Origin of the sequence: Occultella aeris (assembly GCF_902703175.1) — a bacterium.
In the GTDB taxonomy this organism is placed as follows: Bacteria; Actinomycetota; Actinomycetes; order Actinomycetales; family Beutenbergiaceae; genus Occultella; species Occultella aeris.
This window is the reverse complement of sequence record NZ_CACRYJ010000071.1, coordinates 141,313-167,225: the sequence shown is the minus strand read 5'-3', so window position 1 is coordinate 167,225 and position 25,913 is coordinate 141,313. Positions and strand designations below refer to the sequence as shown.

The window sequence follows — 25,913 nt, the reverse complement described above, 5'->3', positions numbered from 1 at the left end:
CTCACGGTAGTTCCGGTGTCGGTGCGGGCGCTTCTCGATTCCTGATCGGTCGTGCGACCCGTTTCGCGACGCATGCCGGGATGCCCGCTGGCGGCCCTGCATCCTCGGTCCGGTAGACGCTGGGCGGCATGCCGACGAGTTCGGTGAACCGGGTGCTGAACGTGCCGAGGGAGGAGAACCCGACGGCGAAGCAGACCTCGGTCACGGAGAGCTCGCCCACGCGCAGGAGCGCCATGGCGCGCTCGATGCGTCTGGTCATCAGGTAGCTGTACGGGGACTCGCCGAACGCGGCCCGGAACTCCCGGCTCAGGTGACCGGACGACATGTACTCGGCCTGCGCCAGCGCATCCACGTTGAGTGGCTGCGCGTACTCGCGATCGATCCGGTCGCGGACCCGCCGCAGTCTCTTCAGGTCGCTCAGCCGCTCCGCTTCGTCCTTCGGCACTCGCTAGATCCTGCCATGCTCACCCGTACTTTCCCAGCGCGTGGCCACCGCAATGCCGGTCATCGGCGGGCGGGGCGGGACCGGTGCGGGGACAGCCGGGCCAGCACCTCGGCAAGGGCCCGGTGGTAGGCGAACGCACGCGGATATCCCGAGTGCGCCATCACCCCGAACAGATACCCGCCCCGATCGCACTCCTCCGCGCCGCGATCGATCTCGTTGTCGCGGTAGGAGTGGACCGGGAGCCCGAGCGGATCCGTGCGGCGCCAGAGATTCACCCACGCCGGTTCGTCCTGGCCGGGACCGGTCAACAGGGCGGTCAGCGTGTGCCTTCCGGTCGGTAGCCGGCCCACTGGAGGAATCGGCTCCGCCCGGTCGAGGTGCCAAGGATCCGCGGCCAGGTAGGACGGTGCCCGGCATGGCGGGTTCCCGGTCGCCACCGAGCCGAGCAGCTCGGGGAAGTAGCGTCCGAAGAAGCCGCGCACCTGGGTGCCGTAGGTGAGCAGGCCGATGCGAGCGGTCGCGGGATCTCGCGGTCGTGCGAGCAGGACGGCGACCGCCAGCACCGCACCGAGGGAGTGCGCCGAGAGCACCACTCGCCGGTCTGCCGGCGCAGCGAGGGAGCGCGCGTCGTACTCGGCTCCGCCGAGCCAGGCGTCGATACGGCCCCGGAGTTCCGGCACCGCCCGCTCCGCGTAGCACGGCGGCCCGAACGGGTGCGCCGCCCGCGGTAGGAAGCAGAGCATGTCCCAGAGGATCCCGAGTGGGCGGGCGCCGGTGCCGACCGCTCCCGCGAGCATGGCGCCCAGCAGCGCCACCGCGGCGGCCCCGACCGCGCCGATCGCCCAGGTGGTGACGTCCTCAGGCAGGGCCCAGGGCGGCAGGGGGATTCCGACGAACCCCGTACCGGACTCCGCCGCCCCGGCGCGCCCCCATCCGTCTCCCGTCGTCTCCGCCGACGCGGGCGGCCGGGGCACTCGCGTGAGTAGGGTGAGCGCGAGCGCCAGCGCGGCGCCGCCGGCGACCCAGCCGACCACCGGCTCGGCGCGCTGGATCGCCGCCGCGACCTGTCGCGAACGCTGGATCTGCGAGTCTGCGGCACTGCCGCCACCGTCCCGCCTGGAGCCGAGGCTGGACCGACGACGATCCCCACTCCGCCGCGCGCTACTGCGCTCGTTGCCGCGGTCGGGGGTGCCAGGGTCACCGTGGCTGGGGTCCAACCACATACGCGACGCTCCCGGCACCGGCCGGGTACCCAGGAGCGCCCGCAGCGCGGGCGGGATCACCGCGATCACCAGTGCCGCCAACGTGAGCAGCGTCGCGAGGCCGAACTCCGCATAGGCCTGCGGCGCCGCCAGCACAGCAGGCCAGTCCGCCTGGGCACGGGCGAGCTCGCCCACGGTGGCGAGTTCCGCCGTCGGGAGGGTCAGGGCAGAACCAGCCGCGACGGCGAACGGTACCTGTGGACCGGCGCCGTTCAGGAACGCCTCCGTCCCGAGCACGACCAGCGTCGAGAGGATCATCGCGGCGCCCCCGGCAAGGAGCAGGAGCACACCCGGGCCACCCCCGGACCAGCCCTCGCCCGCACCGGACGGACGCCGCAATGCCCTCAGCACCAGCACGAGCAGGGCGAACAGCGCCACCACGCCGGCGCCGAGCAGGAGCACGGCCCAGTCGGCCGCGACGCGCAGCACTGCGAACCCCCCGCAACCGACCGTACCGAGGGCCAGCAGCGGCACCCACCAGCGAGCCCGCAGCCCGCCCCGCCAGCCGAGTGCCGCGACGGCGATCCCGAGGAGCGCGGCGACGAGCAGCACCGGGATCGCCTCAAGCCCGGCGTAGCCCGCGGACGGCTGCGGGGCCTCCGCACGCCAGGTGGAGACGAGCGCACCCGTGAACACGGCCAGCGAGCCCAGCAGCAACGAGCCGGACTGGACGCGGCGGCCGCGTCCGGCGCTCCCGACATCCGGGCTCGCCTCCGACCCGATGCACACCCGGGCGACCGCCCAGGCCAGGAGCACCGTCGCGGCCGCCCCAAGTCCGGCCAGCAGCGGGCGCTCCCCCGCCGCCGCGATGGCGCGGTCGGTGCACGCGGTGGTGACGGCACCGGTCAGTCTCCGGCACGCCGGAACGTTGCCGAGCACACCGTCCCATGCGAGTACCGCGGTGAGCATGGAAGCGGCCGCCGCCAGATGGAGGCGACCCGTGGTCACGGTGAGCAGACGGTGGCCCCAGAAGCCCGGCGTGGCCAGGACCGGAACGCCCGGGCTCGGTCCCGGAACCGGTTCGGCGGGTCGCGGAGCGAGCGGGACCGGCCCTGCGCCGCTGCGTGCGTGGCCCGACCCGGCTGCGGGCGCCGTGGCGTCCGCACGGGCGGGCGACATCCGCTCCTCGTAGCGGACCTGGCCGGTCAGGGAGATCAGCCAGAGGGCGACGACGGCGAGGAGCGGCACGAGAGCGAGCAGCGCGGTCCGGGCCCCGGGGTCCCACGCGGCCAGGGTCTGGGCGAACCCGGGCAGCCGTGCGCACGCGAGGGCGACGTCCACCTCGGCTCCTCCGGCCGGCGTGGTCACCGTCTGCGCGGCCGGGAAGCACTGCCCGGCGAGCAGGCCGAGGGTGACCGACGCCGTCGACGTGGTGAACAACAGCGTCAGGAGCAGCGAGAAGACACGGACACTCGCCGCTCCGTTGCCGGCCCGCCAGCCGGCAGATCCGCTGGGCAGGCTGCGGCTCCAGTAGGCCACGTTGGCCAAGCCGAACGGGATGAGCACCGTCCAACCGACCCGGACCAGGCCGCGCGCAAGTGCCCCGATCAAGCCCCACCCCGGCACGGTGGACAGCCGAGCCATCGCGCCCCAGGAGTAGGCCTCCCGGCGCGTATCCGGCCGGATCACGTGCACGTCCTCGGCGGGCAGCGCGCGGTCGCGTTCGGCGGCGGCGTCCGTCGGCACCCAGAAGCTGCCCAGCGCATCTCCACGCGACTGGATGATCTCCGCAGGCGGCAGGTCGAGGAGCACCGCGGGCGGCGTGTTGCCGATTCCGTGTACCCGCAGTTCCAGTACGGAGATGGCTGCAGGATCGGCCGGCTCGGCGGTCCTGCCCCGGCCGGGGCACCTGTTGCGCATCGTCACGCTCCCGACCTGGTGTCCGACCGACTGACCGACGTTGCGTCCGAATCTAGTCCTCACCCCCGACATCGCCCACGCCCTTCCCGAGGACACGAGGTCTTCCTACCAGGAGCGAGCCTCAGCAGGGGAGGCGGCCCCGCACCACGGTGGCGCCGACCTCGTCTTCGCTGAGCACGTCGGCCACCAGGCCGTGCTCGGAGAAGACGCGGGCCGCCGTCGGGCCCTGCTCGTCGCTCGTCTCGACGAGCAGGTACCCACCGGGGGCGAGCCACCGAGCGGCTCCGGCGGCGAGTCGGCGCTGGACGTCCAGGCCGTCCGGCCCGCCGTCGAGGGTCAGGTGCGGCTCGTGGTCGCGCGCTTCCGGCGGCAGCTGGGCGATCGCGTCGGTGGGTACGTACGGGGTGTTCGCGACGAGCACCCGGACACTGCCGGCGAGCTCGGCCGGGAGCGCGGCGTACAGGTCGCCGGAATGCACCCGGGCGTGGCCGGCCAGGTTCCGGCGTGCGCAGCGAACCGCTTCCGTCTGGACATCGGCCGCGTGCAGGTCGAGGCCGGGGACCCGAGTTGCGAGCACGGCGGCAATGGCCCCTGCCCCGCAGCAGAGGTCAACGGCCACGTCCCCTGGGCACAACAGGGCGGCGGCCCGGTCGGCGAGGAACTCGGTGCGCGCGCGTGGCACGAACACCCCGGGCTCGAGGAGGATCCGCAACCCTCCGAACCCGGCCCAGCCGAGGATCTGTTCGAGGGGTTCGCCCGCGATTCGCCGGGCTAGGAGTTCCTCGAGTTCGGAGGCACCTACCGCGGCCTCGTGCAGGAGACGAGCCTCGTCCTCCGCGAAGACACAGCCGGCTGCGCGCAGACGCAGCACCGTCTCGGACTGGTCGGCGAGCTGTGGGATCAACGGGCGCACCGCCACCGCCGGGCGTCAACGGGCACGACGGCCCTCCAGTTCCACTTCGTGGGTTCCGTCATAGACGAAGGTCACCGCGCGGTAGGTGAACGTGATGGACTCCTCGAGTAGGTCCGGTTCGGGCGCCGACCGCAGGTCGTAGCCGATCACGCTGGCATCGGTGAGCGTGACCACGAGGTAGTCGGCGGTGTCACCGTCGACCGTCCGAGTCATCGCGAAGACCGCCTCCCGGACGTGCTCACCGCGGTACAGCACCTGCTTCAGTGCCGGTGACGACACGTCGTAGTGCTTCACGACGCGGATCGGCTCAAGGGTCACCCGTCCCACCCGCGCCGCTCCGACGCCACTTCCACCCGGCGCCTGTGCCGCAGCCATCCCGAACTCGATCCCGTGGAACTCGATCTCGTCCTCGTGACCCTCACGAACGCTCGCCCCCGGGATGCCGGGGATCTTGAGAAAGCCCTGGATCGCCATGATTCCCTCCTGCGATCGCCGTTCGCGGGTGTCGTCTGAGGACGGCAGGTTGGCCGAGGCGGTCGATCATCAGTATCGACCGCTCCGGGGTCGTCCGTGACGTGATTGTCGTCCACAGGATGAGCCTGAGCATTCGGACGTCCACAGAGTGAGTTCGGACGCACAGGCGTCCCGAGGGTTTGTCCGGCCGCGCGGGCGTCCACCCCGACTGCGGTTGGTCGGAGTTCGGCTCCGTGTTGCCGTCATGGTGTCCGAATGACCGAGCGCCTGCGAAAGACGAACTGGGACGACGACGAGCCGGTCGAGCAGACCGGGATCGAACATCTCGCCTACCTCGACGACGACTACTGGGACGACTACGCGGACGAACCGGATGACGACCTCGACGTCGGTCCGTTCATCGACGCGACCTACGACGAGATCAGCGGCGCAGTCGACCCCGGAGTGCGGCCGCGAATGCCCGGTGCCGGCGTCCCGGTCGCGGACGACGCAATGCTTCTGGCGGTGCTCGCGGCGTGGACCCGCATCCTGGCCACCGCGGAGCCACCCGGAGTCTGGTGCTTCGCGATAGACGACCACGACACGATGACCGAGATGCTGCTACCGATGGCGGTCGGTGGCGCGCGGCCCGACCGCAACCGGCTCGACGAGTTCTTCGTGGAGTTCCGCGAGGCCCTCGACGACGCCGAGGGAGGCCTGTCCAGCCTCGTCATCGCGATCGCGCGACCCGACGGCGGCGACCGGGGCGGCTACGAACGGCTCTGGTCCACAGCAGTGACCGCGGCTGCGAAACGCCACAGGGTGCGGCTGCGGGCCGTGGCTGCGTTGGGATCGCGGCGTGCCAGCCTGCTCTGACCAACCAACCGTCGCGAGGCCGGCCCAGCCACGTCAGGCCGATCGCAGCGCACGGCCGGGCCACGCCACGGTCCATCCCTGTGGAACGGGCCGGGACGTGGCCGGTGAGTCAGGCGGGCGAGGTGAGCTCGTCGAGCTCGACCAGGTCCTCCGCCGAGGGGTCCCAGAGGGCAGCCGCGTTCGTCCGCACCTGGTCCGGGCGCGAGGCACCGGCGATCACCGAGCCCACCGCCGGCTGGGCCGCCAGCCAGCCGATCGCGACCTGGATGAGGCTCAGGTCGCGCGCCCGGGCGAAGTTCTGGAGACCCTCGATCACGTCGAAGTCCGCGCGCTCGAGCCGGTCCGGTCGCGTGGCCAGCCGGGTGCCCTCGGGCGCAGGGGTATTGCGGGAGTACTTGCCGGTGAGCAGGCCCGAGGCGAGCGGGAAGAACGGCAGGACGCCGGCGCCCACCTGTTCGACGGCGGGGGCCACCTCGTCCTCCAGCCGGCGGTTGAGCAGGGAGTACTCGTTCTGCGCCGAGATGAACGGCGTGTAGCCGGCGGTCCGGGCGGTCCAATCGGCGTCCACGACCTGCCAGCCGGCGAAGTTCGAGGAGCCCACGTAGCGCACCTTGCCCTCGACCACGAGTTCGTGCAGCGCCGCCAGGGTCTCCTCGATCGGGGTATGCGGGTCCGGCTTGTGCATCTGATAGAGGTCGATGTGGTCGGTGCCGAGCCGGCGCAGGGACCCTTCCACGGCCCGCCGGATGTAGCGGCGCGAGCCCCGTACGCCCCAGTCGGCTCCGTTCAGGCCACCGGTGTCCATTCCGAACTTGGAGGCGACCACGACCTCATCGCGGTGGCTGCCGAGCGCGGCGCCGAGAAGTTCCTCGCTGACTCCGGGCGTGGCCCCGTAGGTGTCGGCCGTGTCGAACAGGGTGACGCCTGCGTCGAGTGCCGCTGCGACCAGCGCGGGGACCTCAGGGCCCGGGGTGTTCCGGCCGAAGGAGTTGCAGCCAAGGCCCACGGCTGAGACCGTGAGACCAGAAGCGCCGAGTTGTCGGTATTCCATCGAGTGTGTGCTCACGGCTCCCGAGCCTATGCGAGGTCGGAGGACGCAGGCACCATGCCTGAGCCGAGCGCGGGAAGAGGGCCGCGCCGGCTCCGGCCACGTTCTCCCTGCGCGAACTTCACATCACCTTCACCCCGGCGCGGAACAGCACCGACATCTCGGCCGTTGGACCAATTGGAACGCACCACTGACACAAGGAGGAGTGCGATGGCTGACCGAGCACTGCGCGGCATGAAGATCGGCGCAAACAGCATGGAGACCGACGAGGGTGTCGAACTGGCACCGCGGATCCAGGCGATCTACGACTGCCCGGACGGCCGGGTCATCGTGATCCCGTTCGCGGCGGAGGCCGAGATCCCCGCCGTCTGGGAAGCCCCCGGCGGTGGTGAGGCACTCCTGCGCGACGCGACTCGCCCTGAGGCCAAGCCGACCAAGCACGTCCGTACCCACTGGGACATGCTGCTGGAACGACGCACCATCAAGGAACTCGAGGTACTCCTCGACGAACGGCTGGCCCTGCTCCGCAGCGGTCAGGCCCGCCGTCGTAGCGCCTGAGACATCCCAGACACGACACTGCTGAGCTGCCTGGAGCGCGCCTGCGCGCCCCAGGCAGTGACGCGCCAGAGGGCCTCCACAACGATGTCGCGGCTCATCTTCGACTCCCCCTCCACGCGCTCCACGAACGTGATCGGCACCTCCACGACGGTGCCGCCGGCGCGTCGGATCCGCCAGGTCATGTCGATCTGGAAGCAGTAGCCGGCCGAGTTCACGTGCTCGAGGTCCATCGCCCGTAGCGTGGCCGCCTGGTACACCCGGAAACCCGCTGTCGCGTCCTTCACGCCGAGCCCGATCGCGAGGTTCGCGTACGTGTTCGCGCCGCGGCTGAGCAGTGCCCGGGACAGCGGCCAGTTCTCGGTCATGCCCCCAGGGACCCACCGTGACCCGATCACCAGATCCACCTCCGGGGCCGCCGCCAGGAGTCTGGGCAGATCCTCCGGCCGGTGCGAGGAATCGGCATCCATCTCCACCAGCTGGTCGTAGCCACGGTCCAGGCCCCACCGGAAACCGGCGATGTAGGCCCGGCCAAGGCCCTCCTTGGCGGCCCGGTGCAGGACGTGCACCTGCGCGTCACCGGACGCTGCCTCGTCAGCCCACTGCCCGGTGCCGTCCGGGCTCGCGTCGTCGACGACGAGCACGTCAGCTGCGGGCACTGCGGCGCGTAGCCGGGCCAGGGTGCCGGGCAGCGCGGGGCGCTCGTTGTAGGTCGGGATGATCACCAGCGTGGCACGGCCGCAGCGTTCGGAACCGTCACCTCCGCAGGCTCTGGAGTGCCCCGGATCAGCTGGCGTCACGCGGGCTCCTTCGCCGGTGCGCCTGCGTCTGTCGCTGATTCCGACGGGCCTGCTTCCGCGGAAACGCCGTCCGTCCGGACAGCTTCCGCGGAATCGCCACCGGTCACATCCGCTTCCGCGGAAACGTGCTGGGCAGCGTCCGCGCCACCGGGCGCGTCCGGGCCGAGTCCGGCCCGGCCGTCACGGCGGCGCCGGATCGTCGAGGCGATCCCGGCGAACAGTCCGAGCAGGGTCAGTGCGAATGCGGCGATGACCGGCCAGTCGCCGAGCCGGTCCGCGATCGTGAGCGTCGTGCGCAGCGGGACCGTCGCGGACAACTGCGCCGGGGTGAACAGCTCCGTGTCCTCCCACACCGATCCGTCCGGCCCGATCACACCGCTGACCCCGACCGTCGAGATCTGCACCGTCGCCCGGCCGTGCTCGACGGCCCGCAACCGGGACATCGCGAACTGTTGGGTGGACTCCTGCGTGTACCCGAACGAGGCATTGTTGGTCGGCACGACGAGGACCTCTGCACCACCGAGCGCCGCCTCCCGGATGAGCGCGTCGTAGGCGACCTCGAAGCAGATGATCGTGCCGACGTCCACGACCCGGTCCAGCCGGGCCACCGGTACCGGCACGACGGCGATCTCGGAGCCCGGCGCCATGTCCGTGCGCACCAGGTCCACCGCTGAGGAGAACACCCGCGCGATCGACCGCATCGGGATGTACTCCGCGAACGCGGCCGGGATCTGCTTGGAGTAGGAGAACACCGGGCCCTGGTCGGGCATCCAGAGCACCATGTCGTTGTAGCGGGCGTCCTCGGTGTAGGAGTCCGTGCCGAACAGCAGGGGTGCGTCGACGGCGTCGACGGCGCCGTCGATCACGTTGGCCGCGTCGGCGTCGACGCGCGGATTGATATCGGAGGAGTTCTCCGGCCAGACCACGAGATCGAACCATCCCGCGGGCCGCGACTCCGCCAGCTCCTCGGTACCGGAGGCATGGTTGTTCAGCACCTCGCGGGCGTTGTTGAACGCACCCAGTCCGGGCTCGGACACGTTGCCCTGGACCGCACCGAGGTTCAGGGCACCGCTCTCGGCCTGCGTGGGCAGCGGGATGAACCCGGCAGCCGCGACGATCGCCGCCCCGGCAAGGGCCGCAGTCGTCGCCTGCAGCACCTGCACCCGGCGGAACCCGACCACCGCCTGCGCGAGCAGGAAGCCGACGATCACGACCGCGGCCGAGACCAGCGGCGCGCCCGCCACCGAAGCCAGGGCCAGCAGCGGGCCGTCGGTCTGGGAGAAGCCCAACCGACCCCATGGGAACCCACCGAACGGCCAGATCTGGCGTAACTGCTCGAGCGTAACCCAGACGATCGCGAAGGCCACAGGCTGCACGATCCGGTGCCGCTCGATCCAACCGATCCGCCGCACCCAGATCCAGGTGGCGCACGCCAGCCCGGCGATTGCAGCCTCCGCCACGGACAGCGCCACCCAGGGGATCACCCCGACAGCCTCGTTCGCCCACCAGATGTGCGGCAGGAAGAACGCCAGACCCCACGTGAAGCCGACGAGCCACGCCCACCGGGCACTGTCCCGCCCGAGGGCGAGGACCAGCAGCCCGATGCCCACGAACGCCATCGGCCACCACGAGCGCTGCGGGAAGGCCGTGTCGGTGAGCAGGCCACCGACGAGGGCGAGCAGCAGCGTGAGCCACCGGGGCGAGGAGGGCATGGACACCGTTGCAGGATACGTGCCCGAGCGGGCAGTCCGTGACCGGGCCGTCGGCCTCCAGAGCGCGACCGCCCACCCGCATCTACCACCGACCGGCCCGCGAATCCTTCGGTCCGCGACCGCAGCGAACTGCCGCCCCGTTGTCTAGTGAACCCGCGGGCCCAGTCGGTGCCCACCTGCCTCCCCGGCGAGGTAGTGACAAGTGAACCTACTCGTCTCCTCGTGCCCAGCCAAGACGACATCGCCGCAGGTCACGGACGTCTGCGCAGGTCAGCGCATCCCTCCTGGATCACAAAAAGATCTCGGTTCACGGCGTGTCGGGTGGGTGTGTCGGAGGATCGGGCGTCGTCCATCCAGCAGGGGAAACGGGTACGTCTCACATCCTGACCCCGCGTACTCTCCAGTGGCGCGCCAGGGCGTCTGGTGTCACAGCGTGCCGTGCGCCACTATGCCCCGGCGCACTGATTCGATCGCCTTGCGGGCCGTGCTGCGCAGCGCGGGGGTCGGGGCAGCGAGGGTGAGTTGGTCGAGCAGGTCGATGACCTGCTTCGCCCAGCGCACGAAATCGCCGGCCGCGAGGTCCGTGCCGTCGAGGACGTCCTCCAGGCTGGATCCGATCGCCCACTGATGGATCGAGCGGACCAGTCCGAGGTCGACCGGTTCGGCAGGCTGGAGGTCGTGCTCGCGTTCGAGGAGCTCGAGCTCCTGGGAGATCAGGACCGTCGCCTCGACGGCGCGGGCGAGCGAACCGTTGGTGCCGCCGGGCATCCGGGGCGCGGGCCGCTCATCGTCGGACCGTGAGGAGAAGAGCACCGTGGAGACCACGGCGGCCAGGCCCGCAGCGTCCAGGTCCGCCCAGGAGCCGGACCGCAGGCACTCCGCGAGCACCAGGTCCTTCTCCGCGTACAGGCGGCGCAGCCAGGCCCCCTGGTCGGTCACCGCGGTCTCCTCGCCCTGGCCCTCGAGGTAGTGCAGCGAGCCGAGGACCTCGCAGACCTTTTCGAAGTCGCGTGCGATCGAGGATGTGCGGCCTTCGATCCGGCGCAGCAGGGCGTCGTGCTCCTCGGCGAGCTTGGCCCGGCGCTCGGCCCACCGGGCATGGCTCTCCCGGTCCGAGCACCCGTGGCAGGGGTGGGAGCGCAGCGCCTTCTTGAGCGCGCCGAGCTCGGAGTCGGTCGTCGCGGTCGACGGTGGCCGCTCGCCGTGGCGCGTGCGTGGCTCGTCGTCGGCCAGCGCTCCGAGCGCGTTGCGCATCGAGGAGGTCAGGTCCCGGCGGTCGGCCGGCCTACGGGAGTTGAAGGCCTTCGGGATCCGGACCCGGGTCAGCGAACTGGTGCCGTAGGGCACGTCCGCGCCGGCGAGGCGGCGAACCTTGCCGTCCCCGGTGAGCAGGGTCAGCGCAGGCCCGTCCAGCCCGGCCGGGCCGGGCGGCTCGATGACAACGGCATACCCGGCGCGGCGGCCCGTGGGGATCTGCACGACGTCGCCACGGTGCAACTGGGAGACCGCCGAGTTGATCGCGTCCCGCTGGGCCCGCGACCGGGAGCGGGACAGCTCACCCTCGCGAGCCGTGATCGCCCGCCGCAGCTCCATGTACTCCTCGAAGTCGCCGAGGTGGCAGGTCATCGACTCCGTGTAGCCGGCCAGGCCATCCGACAGCGTGCGCGCCTGCCGGGCCAGCCCGACCACACCGCGGTCAGCCTGGAACTGCGCGAACGAGGTCTCCAGCACCTCGCGGGTCCGGGTCCACCCGGACGCGGCGATCAGGTTCACGGCCATGTTGTAGGTGGGCCGGAACCGGGACCTGAGTGGGTAGGTGCGCCGGCTCGCGAGACCGGCCAGGGCCACCGGATCCAGGCCCGAGGTGTAGAGGACGACGGCGTGGCCCTCCACGTCGATGCCGCGTCGCCCGGCGCGGCCGGTGAGCTGGGTGTACTCCCCCGGGGTCACCTCCGCGTGACCGCGTCCGTCCCACTTGGTCAGCTTCTCGAGCACCACCGAGCGGGCCGGCATGTTGATCCCGAGCGCGAGCGTCTCGGTGGCGAACACAACCTTGACGAGGCCCGCCGTGAACAGCGCCTCGACCGTCTCCTTGAACACCGGGAGCAGCCCGGCGTGGTGGGCCGCCACCCCGTGCAGGAGCGCCTGCTGCCAGGACCAGTAGTTGAGGACGTCGAGATCCTCGGCGGGCAGGCTGGCGCACCGCTCCTCGACGATCGCCGCGATCTGGGCACGCTCGGAAGGCGAGGTCAGGGAGATCCCGCTGAACAGGACCTGGGTGACGGCCGCCTCGCAGCCGGCCCGCGAGAAGAGGAACACAATCGCCGGGAGCAGCCCAGCCCGGTCCATGCGGTCCACCATGACCGGTCGCGACGGTGGCCGTACCAGCGGACCGCGCTGGTAGTGGCGGCCCTTCCCGCCACGGCGGTCCCCTCGTGCACCCCGGCTGCGCTCCCCCGGCCGCCCACCCCGTTCGGATGCCCGGATGGCCTCCACGAGGTCGGGGTTGATCGGCGGGTTCACCCCGGGCCTGGTCGGGTCCACGTTCGAGCTGTACAGGTCCAGGACTGTCTTGTTCACCATGACGTGCTGCCAGAGTGGCACCGGCCGGATCTCGGAGACCACCACGGCGGTGTCCCCACGCACCTCGGTGAGCCAGTCACCGAACTCCTCTGCGTTCGAGACGGTCGCGGACAGGGAGATCACCTGCACGTCGTCGGCCAGGTGCAGGATCACCTCCTCCCAGACCGGCCCACGGAACCTGTCCGCCAGGTAGTGCACCTCGTCCATGACAACGAACCCGAGGCCGGCCAGGGCCGGGGAATCGCTGTAGAGCATGTTCCGGAGCACCTCGGTGGTCATCACCACGATCGGTGCGTCACCGTTGATCGAGGTGTCCCCGGTGAGCAGGCCGACGTGCTCGGGCCCGTACCGGCGCTGCAGGTCGGTGAACTTCTGGTTCGACAGGGCCTTGATCGGCGTCGTGTAGAACGCCTTGCGGCCGGTCTTCAGACCCAGCTCGACGGCGAACTCGCCCACCACGGTCTTGCCCGCCCCGGTCGGGGCTGCGACGAGCACGCCGCGCCCGGCCTCGACGGCTTCGCAGGCCTCGATCTGGAAGTCGTCGAGGGGGAAGTCGAGGGTGGCCCGGAACGCGCCGAGCCTGCTGAGCGCGTCCTGTTGCCGTTTGCGGGCCGCCGCGTATCGCTCGGCTGGTGAGGACATGCCTTCAGACTATGCGTCCGCCGGGGTCAACAGCCGCAGCGCGCCGGGGCGCAGCCGGGCATGGATCGGCAGCGACCCGAGCGGCTCACCGTCCGCGAACACCTGCGGCGGGACATTGTGCCCCGGCAGCGCCTCCATGATCACCTCGCGGGCTCGGACCACGTGCACCTTCTCGTCGCCCAGGTGGTTGCCCTTGAGGAGCTTGCCGAACAGCCGGATCAGCTGGCCACGGCTCATCGCGTCCCCGATGACCACGTCGATCAGGCCGTCGGCGACCTCCGCGTCCGGCGCGATCGGGATGCCGCCGCCGAAGGACTTCGCGTTCGCGAGGGCCACGAGCGTCGCGTCCTGCTCGCGCACCACGCCGTCGATCGTGAGCCGGTAGCCGTACGGGCGGAACCGGATCAGTTCGGCCGCCACGCCGCGCAGGTACCGGCCCTCGCCCTTCGGCCAGGTGAAGTCGTTCGCGCGGCCGTTCACGGCGGCGTCGAAGCCCGCCGAGAGGATGCAGGCCGTCCACTCCACGGCGGTCTCCTGCTCCGGGGCCCCTTCGGGGTTGTGCACCCGGGTGGCGATCGCGTCGATGATCCGGGGCGGCCGGTCCAAGGCGTCGACGATCACGTCAACGGCGGCCGGGACGTCGTGGATCGGCAGTCCGATGCACCGGGCGAAGTCGTTGCCGCTGCCGTAGGGCACGATGCCGAGCGGGATGTTCGTCCCGGCGACGGCGTTGACGCCGAGGTGCACCATGCCGTCACCACCGACCACGACGACGGCGTCGATCTCCCAGAGCGCGGCCCGAGCGTGCGCGAGTGCCTCGATGGCGCTCGGTCCGGACAGGTCGATCACCTCGTGTCCGGTCCTGGCCAGCCCGGCGATCGCGTCGCGTCCCCCGGTGCTGCCCCGCCCGTGCCCAGCAGAGGGATTGACGAGGACCCCGAGCCTGCTCACCGGGCGGTACGTCCGAACTCAGAACTCCGCGCGCGACTCGGTTGTCTCACGCCGCGGACGTGGTGTCGTCCGCGAGGGCGGCGTCGAGTTCGGCGTCCTCCTTTGCGCGGCGCTTGTCGGCACGCTTGTCATGCTGGAAGCAGATGAACACGGCGATGAAGTAGAGCCCGACGATCGGCAGTGCCATCAGGATCATCGAGATCGCGTCCGGCGTTGGGGTCGCGAATGCGCAGAACGTGAAGATCCCGACGATCGCCCAACGCCAGCCCTTGAGCCAGGTCTGGCCGCGGACAAGCCCGAGGAAGTTCACGACGACCATGATCAGTGGCATCAGGAACGCGATACCGAACGCCAGCATGAACTGCATGACGAACTTCAGATAGACGTCGGCGCCGATCCAGTTCACCGAACCTTCGGGGGTGAACTCGGTGAGGATCCGGACGGCGTTCGGTAGTACCGACCACGCCAGGTAGGCGCCGGCGAAGAAGAGCGGGACCGCCGCAGCCACGAAGCCGAGGGCAGATCGTCGTTCCTTCGTCGTCAGTCCCGGTGTGATGAATGCCCACACCTGATAGAGCCACCACGGCGAGCTCACCAGGGCGCCGACGAACAGCGCCACTCGGATCTTGATGTCGAACGAGGTCGCGATCCCGCCGAAGTTCAGGGCCGCGACCCTGCCCTCTTCGGCGAGTTGATCGATGGGTGCCTGTAGGGCCTGGAACACCGGGTCGAAGAGGAACCAGCCACCGATCGTGCCCACCGCGAGGCCGATCGCGGCCAGCACGAAGCGCTTGCGAAGTTCGCGTAGGTGCGCGGTCAAGGCCATCCGCGCTTCCGGATTGCTCTTGCGCGCCCCCATGTTCAGGGCCACGGGAGGTTAGCGGTTGGGGTCGCCGGGCGTATCACCCGGTGCGGTGCCACTACTGCCCTGCTGGGTGCTGGTGGGCACGCTCTGGGTCTGCGAACCCTGCGGGGCCGCAGGGGCGTCCGTGGTGGAGTTCGGGTCGACGGCGTCGACGTCGTCACGCAGTTCCCTGACCTCCTGCTTGAAGATCTTCATGGACTTACCCACGTTGCGCGTGATGTCGGGTAGCTTACTTGCGCCGAAGATCAGGAGAACTACGACGAGCAGCACGATGATGTGCCAGAGTTGCGGCCGCATGATTGGCCCTCCGCCTTGAGGTTGGGTTCTGTGTGGTCAGTCTAACGTCTGTCTGACGCGGTGCTAGAACGGCATCCCGATCGAGCGCCACCCGGCCAGCGTACGCGACCGCCGCTCGTGTACGCGCCCGCGCCGCGTGGCGATGTTCTCGGCGCGTCGAGACCGCCACGTCTCGCGTTGCTCCTCGGTTGCGACCAGGTCCGGCTGGAATATGCGTGCCGACCCGGCAGCAGCCTCGAGCTCGGCGATCTTCGCGGACAGTTCGCCGAGCACCTGGGACGTCGCTCCCGCCTGCGCCATCAGTGCCTTCGCGGACCGCCACAGGCGTCGGCCGAGGAAGAAGGCCCCCACGAGGGTGGCGAGGACGAGGACCGTCCACACGCTGAACCAGAGCACGGGCGCCAGCCTACTGTGCGACGTCGGCGCCGGCGTCGAGCGCCTCGTAGGCAGCCAGCGCCGCCCGGGCCCGCTCGGCGATGGAGGCGGCCACCTCGGGCGGGTGCACGGCCCGCACGTCCGCGCCGAGGCCGAGCACCAGGTTGTGCAGCCAGGCCAGGTTCACCACGTCCAGCTCGACGGCGAACCAGCCCTCCTCCAGATCCGTCACGGACGCGCTGGGGTACTTCTCGGCCACCCAGCGGGCCCGGGAGGCCAGTTCGAGGCGCACGTGCCACTGCGCGGTCGTGAGTTCGGGATCGGTGCGTTCGCTCAGGGCCACGTCCGGGTGCGCCGGTGCCTCGGAGTCCAGCACCGTCACCTCGAGCATCCGGTCGAGCCGGAACTGCCGGACGCCGTCGGCCCGGTGGCACCACGCGTAGAGGAACCAGCGCTCGGCGTCGGTGAGCAGCTGGAGCGGGTCCACCACGCGCTCGCTGACCACGTCGGAGCCGGACACGTAGCGCAGCCGTACCTGCCTGCCGTCGGTGAGGGCCGAGCGCAGCGCCGTGAGCCGCTCCCCGACGTCCTCGGCACCGACATACACGTCGACGGCGTCGGCGGCACCGGCCGCCTCCCCCGCCGCGGCCCTGAGCTTGTCGATCGTGGAGACCAGCACCGGGTCCTGCGCCAGCGCGGGCGTGGCCTGCAGCGACCGCAACGCGACCAGCAGTGCCACGGCCTCCTGCGGGCCGAGCCGCAACGGTCGGTCCATCCCTCGCGCGTCTGTGAGCGTGAGCAGGTTCCGCTCGTGATCGTCGACGGCGAAGTCGATCAGGTCATCGGGTAGATAGCCAGGCGTGCCGGAGACCCAGAGCGTGCTGATGTCCAGGAGCACCTGCCCCTCGGTGACCCCGAAGTGCGCCGCCACGTCTGCGACCGGCACGCTCGGGTGGCTCTCGAGGTAGGTGATCAGTGCGAGCATGCGGACCAGCCGGTCCTCGGCGGTCTCGGCCATCAGGACTCCCCTCCCAGACTCGCGGCCGGCCGCAGCCGCGACAGCACCGCCTCGCGCAGTCGCGGCGGGTCGAGCACCAGCACCGCGTCGCCGTAGCCGGCCAACTCCTCCGCGAACAGGTCCAGGTCGCTGATGTCGACGGCGATCACATCCCGGTCCGAGGGCCGGGGCACCTGCGCCGCTGGTGCCGCCTGCGCCGGCTCGGCCCCCGCCGTCGGGCTCTCGATCTCGATCGCGCGGGCGCGCAGCGCCGACGCGCGCTCTGGGCGTAGCGCCAGCGTGGCGCGGATGATCGGCGCCTCCCGGTGCGCGCTCGCCCGGTCGGGCACCTGGACGGACCCGGGTTCACCGATACGGCTGACCCGCCCGACGATCCGGGACAGCCGGAACTCACGCTCGGCGGCACGCTCGACGTCGTGGCCCACGAGGTACCAGCCGCGGTCCTTGGCGTACAGGCGCCAGGGTTCGACCGTGCGTTGCTTGGTCCGGCCGGTGTTCGCGGCCCGGTAGGTGAACCGGACGGTGATCCGGTCCGCGATCGCGTCCAGCAGGGCGCCGAAGTTCGCGTCCGGACCGCGCACCCGCAGAGCCAGGCCGGCGTGCAGCGCGGCGTCCTCGAGTTCGCTGACCGCCCGCACCTTCGTCAGCGCTCGGCGCGACTGCGCGGACAGGGTCGAGTCCTGCCAGACCTCGGCGGCGAGCGACAGCGCGCCGACCTCGGCCGGCGTGAACGCCACGGGTGGCATGTCGTAGGAGTCGGTGTCGATCCGGTAGCCGATGTCGTCCTCGTGGGCGGCGTCGGTGAGAGTGACGATAGGTACTCCGAGGGTCCGCAGCGCCTCCTTGTCCCGTTCGAACATCCGGTCGAACGCCGCGTCGTTCTTGGCGTCGGCGTAGCCGTTCACGCCGCGCCGGATCTGCGACTTCGTCATCCGGTGGGGCGTGTTGGCCAGCGCGATCACCAGATCCAGCAGCCGTTCGGCGGGTTCGACACGCTCACTCATACTGCGAGGCTAGTCGCGATAGGTTGCCGGGATGATCAACTGGCGCGACGGCGTGGTGCGCTCGCTGGGCAGGAGCTGGCCGGGGGCGCTCGAACTCCTGATCGACATCGCGGGCGGGCCGAGCGGTGTCCGCGCACTGGCGTACCCGGAACTGGTCGGCTCGCCCGAGGTCGGCGACCGGGTCAGCGTCACCACGACGGCCCTCACCCGGGGTCTGGGCACCGGCGGCTACGCGCTCGTGGCCGCGCTGCCCGACCGCCTGCCCGCGGACCCGCCCGTCGGGGCCGGGCACATCGTCAAGGCCCGGTACACGCCGCTGCAGACGATGGTGCTCGGGGTGGATGAGCAGGAGTCCGCCCATCACGAGCTCCTGCGCGAGGCGGACGACCTCGCCGGCCTGCCCGTCGTGATCGCGGATCTGCACTCCGCTCTGCCCGCAATCGTTGCCGGGGCGCGGCTGGAGGCCTCGCGGGCGGGGCTCGCGGCGCCGCGGGTCGCGTACGTGATGACCGACGGCGGGGCGCTGCCGGCCTGGTTCTCCCGGACCATCGGGGCGCTGCGTGAGGCGGGCTGGGTCGCGGCGACGATCACCGTCGGGCAGGCGTTCGGCGGCGACCTCGAGGCGGTCACGGTCCACACCGGCCTGCTTGCCGCCGCCCTCGTGGTCGAGGCCGACCTGGTGGTCGTGGCACAGGGCCCGGGGAACCTCGGCACCGGGACGCGGTGGGGCTTCTCCGGCGTGAGCGCGGGCGAGGCGGTCAACGCCGCCGCCGTGCTCGGCGGCCGCCCGATCGCATCCCTGCGCGTCTCCGGGGCCGACGCGCGAGAGCGCCACCTGGGCATCTCGCACCACAGCATGACGGCGTACGGTCGGGTCGCACTCGCACCCGCTGACGTCGCGGTGCCGGTGTTCGACGGCGAGCTGGCGCCGTTGGGCGCGCGCGTAGCGGAACAGGCCGCGCTGCTCGAGGCGGCGCCGGCCGGTCACCGGCTGGTGCGGATCGGCACCGAGGGCCTGCGGCCCGCGCTCGCGGGCACGCCGGTGCGGATGTCCACGATGGGCCGAGGGCTCGACGAGGATCCTGCGTCGTTCCTTGCGGCGGGTGCCGCGGGGGTGCACGCGGTACGGGTGGGCGCCGAGCGCTGACGCTCGGAGCGTGGGCCCCGTCTGGGCGCGCTCCGGCGCGGCCCGGTGCCGCGCACCGACCGATCGGTAGTACACGCGTCGGCATGATGATCTCGTCCTTCGAGGCCATCCCCTGGGCTCGGAGACTCGCGTGGCCAGGATGGTCGGACCCGGTCGATCAGGGCGCGCCACCGGGCTCATGGGCGGCGACCAGGCTCGCCAGGCGGCTCGCCGAGGCCCGGCCGCGTTCGCCGTCGACCCGTTGGATCGCCATGACGGCCAGTGTGCGTCCGTCGGCGAGATCGAGCTGGACCCAGTCCCGTTCCCCGAACCGCACCGAGACGATCTCCGCCCAGTCCAGGCGGTGGGTCAGGATGACGTTGCGGACGGTGAGGCCATCGGCGTCGGGCACGGCCCGCACGCCGGCCTGCCGGGCGAGGAAGGCACACACCAGCGCGACGATCACGGCGGCGGCGGCCTGGTCCGGCACCCGGGGCTCGTCGAGCCGGTTCAGGACCACCACGAACACGACCAGGCCGGCGAGCAGCCAGACCACGATCACCAGGCACGCGATCCGGGTCGCCCGTGGGCGGAACGGTGCGTAGGGATCGGGCTCGGTGGTCATGTCGCGCAGCCCTACAGGCGACTCGCGGTGATCGAGGTGACGATGATGGCGCGGGCGCCGACGTCGTACAACTCGTCCATCACGGCATTCGTCCGCTCGCGCGGGACCATCGCCCGCACCGCAGCCCACCCCGTGCGATGCAGCGGCGAGACCGTCGGGGATTCCAGCCCGGGCGTGATCGAAACGGCCGCATCCACCTTCTCGACCGGGCAGTCGTAGTCCATGAGCACGTACCGGCGCGCCACCAGCACACCGTGCAGGCGCCGGTCGAGCACGGTCAGGCCGGGCTTCGGATCCGCGTTCGGGCGGATCAGGACCGCCTCGGACTTCAGGATCGGGTCGCCGAAGACCTCCAGCCCGGCGGCCCGGAGGGTGCTGCCGGTCTCCACGACGTCGGCGACCAGGTCAGCGACGCCGAGCTGGACCGTGGACTCGATGGCACCGTCGAGGCGCACCACGTCGGCCGTGACGCCCCGCTCGGTCAGGTAGTTGCGCACCAACACCTCATACGAGGTGGCCACGCGTTTGCCCTCGATGTCCTCGAGCCTGCCCACGCTGCCCTCCGGTCCGGCGAACCGGAACGTCGAGCCGGCGAAGCCGAGCGCCCGATGTTCCAGGGCGTCCACGCCGGAATCCAGGAGCAGGTCCCGGCCGGTGATCCCGGCGTCGACGACGCCGGCACCCACGTACACGGCGATGTCCCGGGGACGCAGGAAGAAGAACTCCACGTCGTTCTCCGGGTCCGGCAGGACCAGTTCACGACCACCGTCGCGGCGCTGGCGGTAGCCCGCCTCGCGGAGCATGTTGGTGGCGGGCTCGGAGAGGGAGCCCTTGTTCGGCACGGCGATTCGCAACACGTCGTCAACCTTGTTGGTTCGTGCCCCGGCGAGGCGGGGCGGAGTTTCGGTGGCTTGCTTCCAGGCGTGTGGTCCCGCCCGCTCAGAGGTAGCGGTACACGTCCGCCGGGGTGAGGCCCTTCGCGACCATGAGCACCTGCAGGTGGTAGAGCAGCTGGGAGATCTCCTCGGCCGTCTCGGCGTCGGTCTGGTACTCCGCAGCCATCCACACCTCGGCTGCCTCCTCGACGATCTTCTTGCCGATGGCATGCACGCCCGCGTCCAGCTGCGCCACCGTGCCGGAGCCCTCGGGTCGGCTGATGGACTTCTCCCGCAGTTCGGCGTACAGGTCGTCGAAGGTCTTCACGCCCCGAGCCTACTCGGCACCGATCAGGTCGTTGGTGTGCGCCTCCGATGCTGAGACGGGCTCGGTGATCAGCCCGGTCCGGGTCATGAACTCCGCCATCTCCTCCCAGGTCACGTCGTCCTGGGTCCCCCACGGGCCCTGGAGCTCGCCGTAGAGCGGGATGGTCTCCTCGGCGGTGGCCAGGGTGATGGCCTCCTGCTCGGCGGTCACGGTGCCCGGGACCTCCTCGGCGGCGGCGTCGACGGCGACCTGCGGGTCCGTCGCGATGTCCGCGACCGCACGCCCGACGGCGGTGATCACCGCTGCGAGTGCGTCAGGTTCGGCGGCGAGCACGTCGTCCGTGGTCCCCAGGCCGATCCCGACGAGCGGGATGTCGGTCCCGATCGGGACGCCGCGGACCGCCAGGCCGGTGGCCTGGAACTGCGGGATGTCGTTGTTGGCGTAGCCCATGACGGCGTCGACGTGCCCCTCGGCGAGGGCGCTCTGCTGGGTGAACCCGACATGTTCGATGGTGACGTCGTCGGTGCTCAGGCCGGCGGCGTCGAGCATGGCGAGCAGGCCGAAGTAGGTCTCGCCGAACGGGCCCGGGACGCCGATGCTGTGCCCGGCGAGGTCGGCCGCGGAGTCGATCTCGGAGTCCTCGGGGACGATGAGCGTGACCGGGTAGGTCTGGTACAGGGTCGCGATGCTGACCACCGGGGTGCCCTGTGAGCGGGCCTGCAGCATCTCGTCGCCCCCGGCGACGACGACGTCCTCGGTGCCACCGGCCAGGGCACCGAACAGGTCCTCCGACTCGCCGTGGTGGCGCAGGGTCACGTCCACCCCGGCGTCGGTGAAGTAGCCCTGTTGCGCAGCGACGTAGAACGGGGCGAACTGTACGTTCGGCACGTACGTCAGGCCGATGGTGAGCGCGGGCAGATCGGTAGCCCCGCCGTCGGGCTCATCGGCGCCGCAGGCACCGAGCGCGAGGGTGAGGGCCGCGGCGCCGGTGAGCGCGGCGAGGATGCGGACGGGGTGCGCGGTCAGAGCCATTGGATGCGCCTTTCGAAGGAGCGGATGAGGTAGAAGACGCCGATCGCGATGGCGACGAGCGCGACGAGCACGGCGAACATGCCCTCGACGTCGGAGCGGTCCCGGTAGACGGACAGCAACAGGCCCAGGCCCTGGCCGCCCATCACGAACTCCCCCACCACGGCCCCGGTGACGGACAGCACGAAGCCGTTCCGGATGCCGGCGAGCAGGGCGGGCAGCGCGAGGGGACCCTCGATGTGGACGAGCAGCCGCCAGCGTCCGGCGCCGTCGACCTTCGCCGCGCCGATCACGTCCGGGTCGAGGGTGCTGAGGCCGAGGGTCGTGTTCACGAAGATCGGGAAGAACACCAGCAGGGCACAGAGCAGGGCGGTGGGCAACAGCCCGTAGCCGAACCAGACCACCAGCAGGGGGGCGAGGGCGACGGCGGGGATCGCCTGGGAGGCGGCGAGGTAGGGACCGATCGCCGCGGCCACGAGGCGGGACCGGGCAACGAGGTAGCCGAGCGGCACGGCCACAACGAGCCCGAGCAGGCTGCCGAGCACGGCCTCCGTCAGGGTGTGCCCGGCGAAGCCGAGCAGGCCACCCTCGCGCAGTTCGAGGATGAAGCGGGAAACGACGGCAGTGGGCGTCGGGAGGACCCGGTCCGGGAGCAGCGTTGCCAGTCCCTGCCACGCGATCAGTCCGAGCGCGCCGAATGCGACGGGTGCGACGAGGTCCTCGCGGGCCACCTGCCGTTCTCCTTCCCCAGGCGTACCCCGGGGAAGGACGGCGCACCGCGCGTCCGTCCGTCGGCGCCGGGATCTACCCGACGCCGCGTGCATCCTCCCATCCGGACTTTAACCGTCGGTCCTGGAGTTCCACCAGGTCAACCGACCACTGACGAGCAGTGGCCGGGTCGCGGACTATCACCGCCGGCTCGGACTTTCACCGACCCCGGAGCACGTTCTTGCTGATCCGATTCTGACACACTCGAGCAGCCCCACGCGTATGAGGACGGTCACGCCCGGATCGCGAGACGCCCTGGGCCGGGGTTTGCGGGCAGGCAGCCCGCCGGCTTCGGCGTCAGCCCCGGTACGCCGCGTCGGCAAGTTCGCGCAGGGCGGTGATCTCGGCGTTCGGGTCGTCGGCGGAGTAGACGGCGGAGCCCGCCACGAACATGTTCGCGCCGGCCTGCGCGGCGCCGGCGATCGTGGTCCGCGACACGCCACCGTCGACCTGCACCCAGATGTCGGCGCCGAGCGCGGTGATGGCGTCCCGGGTGCGCCGGATCTTCGGCAGGGTGCCGTCGATGAAGGACTGACCCCCGAAACCGGGTTCCACTGTCATGACCAGCACCATGTCGAACTCGGGCAGCAGGTCCAGATACGGCTCGATGCCCGTGCCGGGCTTCAGCGCGATCGCCGCCCGGGCGCCGCGCTTGCGCAGCTCGCGCGCGAGCCGGACCGGCGCGCTTGACGCCTCCACATGGAAGGTGACCGAGCGCGCACCGGCCTCGGCGAACGCGGGTGCCCAAGTGTCCGGGTCCTCGATCATCAGGTGCACGTCGGCGGGTAGTTCGGTACGGGCGAGGAGCCGCTCCACCACCGGCAGCCCGAAGGTGAGGTTCGGCACGAAGTGGTTGTCCATGACGTCCAGGTGCACGAAGTCGGCGGCGGAGATCCGCCCGACCTCACCGGCCAGGTCGGACAGGTCGGAGTTCAGCACGCTGGGAGAGATGAGGATGCCCATACCGGCGAGCGTAGTGCTGCGGAGGGTCAGGTACGGATCAGCGCCAGGAACATCGCGTCCGTGCCGTGTCGGTGCGGCCAGAGCTGCACGTACGGGCCGTCCAGGTCGCCGAGCGGTTCGGCGCTCACCCCGGCGAGCACCTCGACGGCGTCCAGGAGCGTCGCGCCGTCGGTGCGCTTGAGCACGTCCTCGACGACGAGCCTGGTCTCGGCCAGGTGCGGCGAGCAGGTGACGTACGCGACGACCCCGCCGGGGCGGGTGGCGGCCAGGGCGGAGGTGAGCAGTTCTCGTTGGAGCTGGCCGAGTGCCGAAAGGTCCGACGGCGAGCGACGCCATCGCGACTCGGGTCGCCGCCGCAGAGCCCCGAGTCCGGTGCACGGCACGTCGACGAGGACCCGGTCGTAGCGTCCGGGCTCGGTGCCACCGATCTCCCGCCCATCGCCGGTGCGGACCTCGATGCCGGGCAGCAGTCCGCGCACGGCGGACATGGACTGTTCGACGAGCCTGGCCCGGTGTTCGGCGACCTCGTTGGCGACGAACAGCCCGTCCGGCGCCCGCTGGGCAAGCAGGGCGGCCGACAGCGCGGCCTTGCCACCCGGTCCGGCGCACAGGTCCAGCCAGGTGCGGTCCGGACCCTCGATGGGCACGGCCGCGGCTGCGAGGGCGACGAGCTGGCTGCCCTCGTCCTGGACGCCGATGCGCCCCGAGCGCACGGCTTCGAATGCGCCGGGGTCACCACCGCGAAGCACCAGAGCGGTCGGGGCCCACCGGCCGGGGTCAGCGTCGGACACGTCCTCAGGGTCGGCCAGACCGGGACGCACCACCAGGTTCACCGCCGGGGAGGCGTTGTCGGCCTCAAGCAGGGCCTCGAGGTCGCCGTCACCGGGACCGGTCTGCGCGAGTGCCGAGCGCATCGCCCGGACCACCCAGGCCGGGTGCGAGTGGACCGCGGCCAGGCGGGCGGTCTCGTCCTTCGCGTCGGCGCCGATCAGGTCCAGCCACTCGGCGAGTGGGCGTTCGGTGATGCGCCGCAGCACGGCGTTCACGAGCTGGGAGGGTCCGGTGCCGCAGGTGGACCGGGCCAGACCGACAGTCTCGGAGACGGCCGCGTGGCCGGGCACCCGCATGCCGAGGACCTGATGGGCGCCGAGGCGAAGCACGTCGAGGACCTCGGCGTCGAGGCTCGTGACGTCGCGGCGGGAGGCATGGGCGATGATCGCGTCGTAACGACCCTGCATCCGGAGCGTGCCGTAGGTGAGCTCGGTGGCGAATGCCGCGTCGCGGCCGCGGATCTGCCGCTCGGTCAGGACCGGGGGCAGCACCAGGTTGGCGTAGGCGTCGGTGGCCGCGACCGACCGCAGCACGTCGTACGCGGCGCGGCGTGCGGGATCCGTGCCGCGGTTGCGTTCGGAGGGGCGGGAGGAGGTGCGCTGTGAGTCAGGGCGCCGGCCACGGTCGCGCGAGCCCCGGCCCTGAGCCGGCCGGCCCGATCCACGGCCGCCCCGCTGCCCGCCGCCCGAGCCGTGGCCACTGCCTCGGTCCCCGCCGGGGTCACGGCCACCGCCCTGATTCTCGCCCTCAGACATCGGAGGCGACCTCGACCCGGTCGAAGGAGGCGTCCGCAGGCAGTCGTGCGCCGCGCAGCCAGTCCGAGGCGGCCATCCAGCCGCGACCCGGCGGGGCGATCGCGTCCAGCCGGACCGCCTCCGAGCCGGTCCCGACCAGTACGGCGCCGTCGACGTCCGCGAGCTGCCCCGGGGCCAGGCCGGCATCCTCGACCACCGGCAGCACCGGCCCGAGCTTGTACCGGTCGCCGTCGCGGGTGGTCCAGGCACCGGGCGCGGGGGTGCAGCCGCGGATCCGCCGGTCGATGGCCAGCGCCGGCAGCGACCAGTCGACGTGCGCGTCCGCGCTGGTCAGGCGGGGCGCGAGGCTGATCCCGTCGCTGGCCTGGGGCACCGGCCGGGCCGTGCCGGCCTCGATGGCGTCCAGCGTGGCCAGCATCAGCGCGGGCCCGGCGTCGGCCAGCCGGCCGAGCAGGTCTGCGGCGGTGTCGCGTCGCCGGATCGGCTCGGTGAGGGTGCCGTAGACGGGTCCGGTGTCCAGCCCGGCCTCGATGCGGAACGTGCTCGCACCGGTCATGTCGTCGCCGGCCATGATCGCGTGCTGCACCGGCGCGGCGCCGCGCCAGGCGGGCAGCAGGGAGAAGTGCAGGTTCAGCCACCCGTGTCGGGGCAACGACAACGCGGGGTCGCGCAGCAGCGCGCCGTAGGCGACGACGGGTGCACAGTCGATGCCGAATTCGGTCAGGGCCGACAATGCTGCGATGGTCTCCGCCTCGTGCGGCCGCGACGAGGTGATAACCGGGACGCCGCGCTCGTCCGCGAGGGCATGCACGGCACTCCGGGTGATCACGCGCTTGCGGCCGACCGGGGCCGGCGGCCGGGTCAGCACGCCCACCACGTCGTGGCTGGAGTCAAGCAGAGCCGCCAGGGTGGGCAGGGCGACGGCGGGGGTGCCCGCGAACAGCAAACGCATGG

General features: G+C 71.5%; 25 protein-coding genes and 1 riboswitch. Of the genes, 3 read left to right on the top strand and 22 right to left on the bottom strand.

Annotation, left to right across the window (positions count from 1 at the left end; genetic code table 11):
* Position 1: 1 nt before the first annotated feature.
* The 4 genes from HALOF300_RS26405 to HALOF300_RS26390 form a co-directional block, all read right to left on the bottom strand.
* Positions 2-445: a helix-turn-helix transcriptional regulator gene (locus HALOF300_RS26405; RefSeq protein WP_156743847.1), complete on the bottom strand. Its 444-nt coding sequence runs from the start codon at positions 443-445 to the stop codon at positions 2-4.
* A gap of 59 nt (positions 446-504) precedes the next feature.
* On the bottom strand, positions 505-3,567 hold the full coding sequence (locus HALOF300_RS26400) for a hypothetical protein (RefSeq protein WP_156743846.1): 3,063 nt from the start codon (positions 3,565-3,567) through the stop codon (positions 505-507).
* A 121-nt stretch (positions 3,568-3,688) separates the two neighbouring features.
* Positions 3,689-4,480 carry a putative protein N(5)-glutamine methyltransferase gene (locus HALOF300_RS26395; protein WP_408637052.1) on the bottom strand — a complete coding sequence of 264 codons (792 nt, stop codon included), beginning with the start codon at positions 4,478-4,480 and terminating at the stop codon, positions 3,689-3,691.
* 15 nt (positions 4,481-4,495) lie between these two features.
* Positions 4,496-4,954, bottom strand: a complete 459-nt coding sequence (locus tag HALOF300_RS26390) for an Hcp family type VI secretion system effector (RefSeq protein WP_156743845.1) — start codon at positions 4,952-4,954, stop codon at positions 4,496-4,498.
* A gap of 255 nt (positions 4,955-5,209) precedes the next feature.
* On the opposite strand from HALOF300_RS26390, the gene HALOF300_RS26385 reads away from it, so the two are divergent.
* On the top strand, positions 5,210-5,809 hold the full coding sequence (locus tag HALOF300_RS26385) for a hypothetical protein (protein WP_156743844.1): 600 nt from the start codon (positions 5,210-5,212) through the stop codon (positions 5,807-5,809).
* Between the two features lie 109 nt (positions 5,810-5,918).
* Here HALOF300_RS26385 and HALOF300_RS26380 read toward each other — a convergent pair whose 3' ends face one another.
* A complete protein-coding gene (locus HALOF300_RS26380) occupies positions 5,919-6,860 on the bottom strand; it encodes an aldo/keto reductase (protein WP_156743928.1) in 942 nt (313 codons plus the stop codon).
* A gap of 207 nt (positions 6,861-7,067) precedes the next feature.
* Between HALOF300_RS26380 and HALOF300_RS26375 the strand changes: the two genes are divergently transcribed.
* On the top strand, positions 7,068-7,415 hold the full coding sequence (locus HALOF300_RS26375) for an RNA polymerase-binding protein RbpA (RefSeq protein ID WP_154794214.1): 348 nt from the start codon (positions 7,068-7,070) through the stop codon (positions 7,413-7,415).
* Here the strand turns inward: HALOF300_RS26375 and HALOF300_RS26370 are convergent.
* From HALOF300_RS26370 to HALOF300_RS26330, 9 genes are all read right to left on the bottom strand, one after another.
* A complete protein-coding gene (locus HALOF300_RS26370; RefSeq protein ID WP_197522869.1) occupies positions 7,391-8,140 on the bottom strand; it encodes a polyprenol monophosphomannose synthase in 750 nt (249 codons plus the stop codon). The two genes, HALOF300_RS26375 and HALOF300_RS26370, sit on opposite strands and share 25 nt — an antisense overlap.
* A gap of 68 nt (positions 8,141-8,208) precedes the next feature.
* The gene (gene lnt / locus HALOF300_RS26365) at positions 8,209-9,924 is read right to left on the bottom strand and encodes an apolipoprotein N-acyltransferase (RefSeq protein WP_156743926.1); all 1,716 of its coding nucleotides are present in this window, start codon (positions 9,922-9,924) and stop codon (positions 8,209-8,211) included.
* Between the two features lie 426 nt (positions 9,925-10,350).
* Positions 10,351-13,149, bottom strand: a complete 2,799-nt coding sequence (locus tag HALOF300_RS26360) for a DEAD/DEAH box helicase (RefSeq protein ID WP_156743843.1) — start codon at positions 13,147-13,149, stop codon at positions 10,351-10,353.
* Positions 13,150-13,158: 9 nt separating this feature from the next.
* A complete protein-coding gene (locus HALOF300_RS26355; protein ID WP_156743842.1) occupies positions 13,159-14,100 on the bottom strand; it encodes a diacylglycerol/lipid kinase family protein in 942 nt (313 codons plus the stop codon).
* Between the two features lie 46 nt (positions 14,101-14,146).
* Positions 14,147-14,926, bottom strand: a complete 780-nt coding sequence (tatC, locus tag HALOF300_RS26350; protein ID WP_156743925.1) for a twin-arginine translocase subunit TatC — start codon at positions 14,924-14,926, stop codon at positions 14,147-14,149.
* 51 nt (positions 14,927-14,977) lie between these two features.
* The gene (gene tatA / locus HALOF300_RS26345; protein ID WP_156743841.1) at positions 14,978-15,262 is read right to left on the bottom strand and encodes a Sec-independent protein translocase subunit TatA; all 285 of its coding nucleotides are present in this window, start codon (positions 15,260-15,262) and stop codon (positions 14,978-14,980) included.
* A gap of 63 nt (positions 15,263-15,325) precedes the next feature.
* Positions 15,326-15,658: a hypothetical protein gene (locus tag HALOF300_RS26340; protein WP_156743840.1), complete on the bottom strand. Its 333-nt coding sequence runs from the start codon at positions 15,656-15,658 to the stop codon at positions 15,326-15,328.
* A 10-nt stretch (positions 15,659-15,668) separates the two neighbouring features.
* The gene (locus HALOF300_RS26335; RefSeq protein ID WP_156743839.1) at positions 15,669-16,655 is read right to left on the bottom strand and encodes a helix-turn-helix transcriptional regulator; all 987 of its coding nucleotides are present in this window, start codon (positions 16,653-16,655) and stop codon (positions 15,669-15,671) included.
* Positions 16,655-17,659 carry a helix-turn-helix transcriptional regulator gene (locus tag HALOF300_RS26330; protein ID WP_156743838.1) on the bottom strand — a complete coding sequence of 335 codons (1,005 nt, stop codon included), beginning with the start codon at positions 17,657-17,659 and terminating at the stop codon, positions 16,655-16,657. The genes HALOF300_RS26335 and HALOF300_RS26330 overlap by 1 nt, the downstream gene beginning before the upstream one ends.
* Positions 17,660-17,690: 31 nt before the next feature.
* Between HALOF300_RS26330 and HALOF300_RS26325 the strand changes: the two genes are divergently transcribed.
* Complete coding sequence (locus HALOF300_RS26325) at positions 17,691-18,806, top strand: DUF3866 family protein (RefSeq protein WP_156743837.1); 1,116 nt, start codon at positions 17,691-17,693, stop codon at positions 18,804-18,806.
* A 157-nt stretch (positions 18,807-18,963) separates the two neighbouring features.
* Here HALOF300_RS26325 and HALOF300_RS26320 read toward each other — a convergent pair whose 3' ends face one another.
* From HALOF300_RS26320 to HALOF300_RS26285, 8 genes are all read right to left on the bottom strand, one after another.
* Positions 18,964-19,410, bottom strand: a complete 447-nt coding sequence (locus HALOF300_RS26320; protein ID WP_156743836.1) for a PH domain-containing protein — start codon at positions 19,408-19,410, stop codon at positions 18,964-18,966.
* A gap of 11 nt (positions 19,411-19,421) precedes the next feature.
* Positions 19,422-20,267: an ATP phosphoribosyltransferase gene (gene hisG, locus HALOF300_RS26315; protein ID WP_156743835.1), complete on the bottom strand. Its 846-nt coding sequence runs from the start codon at positions 20,265-20,267 to the stop codon at positions 19,422-19,424.
* Positions 20,268-20,349: 82 nt separating this feature from the next.
* Complete coding sequence (locus HALOF300_RS26310) at positions 20,350-20,613, bottom strand: phosphoribosyl-ATP diphosphatase (RefSeq protein WP_156743834.1); 264 nt, start codon at positions 20,611-20,613, stop codon at positions 20,350-20,352.
* A 9-nt stretch (positions 20,614-20,622) separates the two neighbouring features.
* Positions 20,623-21,645 carry an ABC transporter substrate-binding protein gene (locus tag HALOF300_RS26305; RefSeq protein WP_156743833.1) on the bottom strand — a complete coding sequence of 341 codons (1,023 nt, stop codon included), beginning with the start codon at positions 21,643-21,645 and terminating at the stop codon, positions 20,623-20,625.
* Positions 21,636-22,373 (bottom strand): ABC transporter permease, encoded by a 738-nt coding sequence (locus HALOF300_RS26300; RefSeq protein ID WP_231955794.1) that lies wholly within the window; start codon positions 22,371-22,373, stop codon positions 21,636-21,638. The genes HALOF300_RS26305 and HALOF300_RS26300 overlap by 10 nt, the downstream gene beginning before the upstream one ends.
* 84 nt (positions 22,374-22,457) lie before the next feature.
* A riboswitch (FMN riboswitch) is annotated at positions 22,458-22,590 on the bottom strand.
* 117 nt (positions 22,591-22,707) lie between these two features.
* On the bottom strand, positions 22,708-23,373 hold the full coding sequence (gene rpe / locus HALOF300_RS26295; RefSeq protein ID WP_156743831.1) for a ribulose-phosphate 3-epimerase: 666 nt from the start codon (positions 23,371-23,373) through the stop codon (positions 22,708-22,710).
* Between the two features lie 26 nt (positions 23,374-23,399).
* A complete protein-coding gene (locus HALOF300_RS26290) occupies positions 23,400-24,959 on the bottom strand; it encodes an RsmB/NOP family class I SAM-dependent RNA methyltransferase (protein ID WP_156743830.1) in 1,560 nt (519 codons plus the stop codon).
* Entirely contained in the window at positions 24,952-25,911 is a 960-nt protein-coding gene (locus HALOF300_RS26285) for a methionyl-tRNA formyltransferase (RefSeq protein ID WP_156743829.1), read from the bottom strand. The genes HALOF300_RS26290 and HALOF300_RS26285 overlap by 8 nt, the downstream gene beginning before the upstream one ends.
* Positions 25,912-25,913 lie beyond the last annotated feature (2 nt).

What these genes read in the sequence shown, in the direction of transcription:
- HALOF300_RS26400 (WP_156743846.1), bottom strand. Translation starts at nt 3,567, where the DNA reads ATGCGCAACAGGTGCCCCGGCCGGGGCAGGACCGCCGAGCCGGCCGAT.
- HALOF300_RS26390 (WP_156743845.1), bottom strand. Translation starts at nt 4,954, where the DNA reads ATGGCGATCCAGGGCTTTCTCAAGATCCCCGGCATCCCGGGGGCGAGC.
- HALOF300_RS26385 (WP_156743844.1), top strand. Translation starts at nt 5,210, where the DNA reads ATGACCGAGCGCCTGCGAAAGACGAACTGGGACGACGACGAGCCGGTC.
- HALOF300_RS26380 (WP_156743928.1), bottom strand. Translation starts at nt 6,860, where the DNA reads ATGGAATACCGACAACTCGGCGCTTCTGGTCTCACGGTCTCAGCCGTG.
- HALOF300_RS26375 (WP_154794214.1), top strand. Translation starts at nt 7,068, where the DNA reads ATGGCTGACCGAGCACTGCGCGGCATGAAGATCGGCGCAAACAGCATG.
- lnt (WP_156743926.1), bottom strand. Translation starts at nt 9,924, where the DNA reads ATGCCCTCCTCGCCCCGGTGGCTCACGCTGCTGCTCGCCCTCGTCGGT.
- HALOF300_RS26360 (WP_156743843.1), bottom strand. Translation starts at nt 13,149, where the DNA reads ATGTCCTCACCAGCCGAGCGATACGCGGCGGCCCGCAAACGGCAACAG.
- tatC (WP_156743925.1), bottom strand. Translation starts at nt 14,926, where the DNA reads ATGGCCTTGACCGCGCACCTACGCGAACTTCGCAAGCGCTTCGTGCTG.
- tatA (WP_156743841.1), bottom strand. Translation starts at nt 15,262, where the DNA reads ATGCGGCCGCAACTCTGGCACATCATCGTGCTGCTCGTCGTAGTTCTC.
- HALOF300_RS26335 (WP_156743839.1), bottom strand. Translation starts at nt 16,655, where the DNA reads ATGGCCGAGACCGCCGAGGACCGGCTGGTCCGCATGCTCGCACTGATC.
- HALOF300_RS26330 (WP_156743838.1), bottom strand. Translation starts at nt 17,659, where the DNA reads ATGAGTGAGCGTGTCGAACCCGCCGAACGGCTGCTGGATCTGGTGATC.
- HALOF300_RS26325 (WP_156743837.1), top strand. Translation starts at nt 17,691, where the DNA reads ATGATCAACTGGCGCGACGGCGTGGTGCGCTCGCTGGGCAGGAGCTGG.
- HALOF300_RS26320 (WP_156743836.1), bottom strand. Translation starts at nt 19,410, where the DNA reads ATGACCACCGAGCCCGATCCCTACGCACCGTTCCGCCCACGGGCGACC.
- HALOF300_RS26305 (WP_156743833.1), bottom strand. Translation starts at nt 21,645, where the DNA reads ATGGCTCTGACCGCGCACCCCGTCCGCATCCTCGCCGCGCTCACCGGC.
- rpe (WP_156743831.1), bottom strand. Translation starts at nt 23,373, where the DNA reads ATGGGCATCCTCATCTCTCCCAGCGTGCTGAACTCCGACCTGTCCGAC.
- HALOF300_RS26290 (WP_156743830.1), bottom strand. Translation starts at nt 24,959, where the DNA reads ATGTCTGAGGGCGAGAATCAGGGCGGTGGCCGTGACCCCGGCGGGGAC.
- HALOF300_RS26285 (WP_156743829.1), bottom strand. Translation starts at nt 25,911, where the DNA reads ATGCGTTTGCTGTTCGCGGGCACCCCCGCCGTCGCCCTGCCCACCCTG.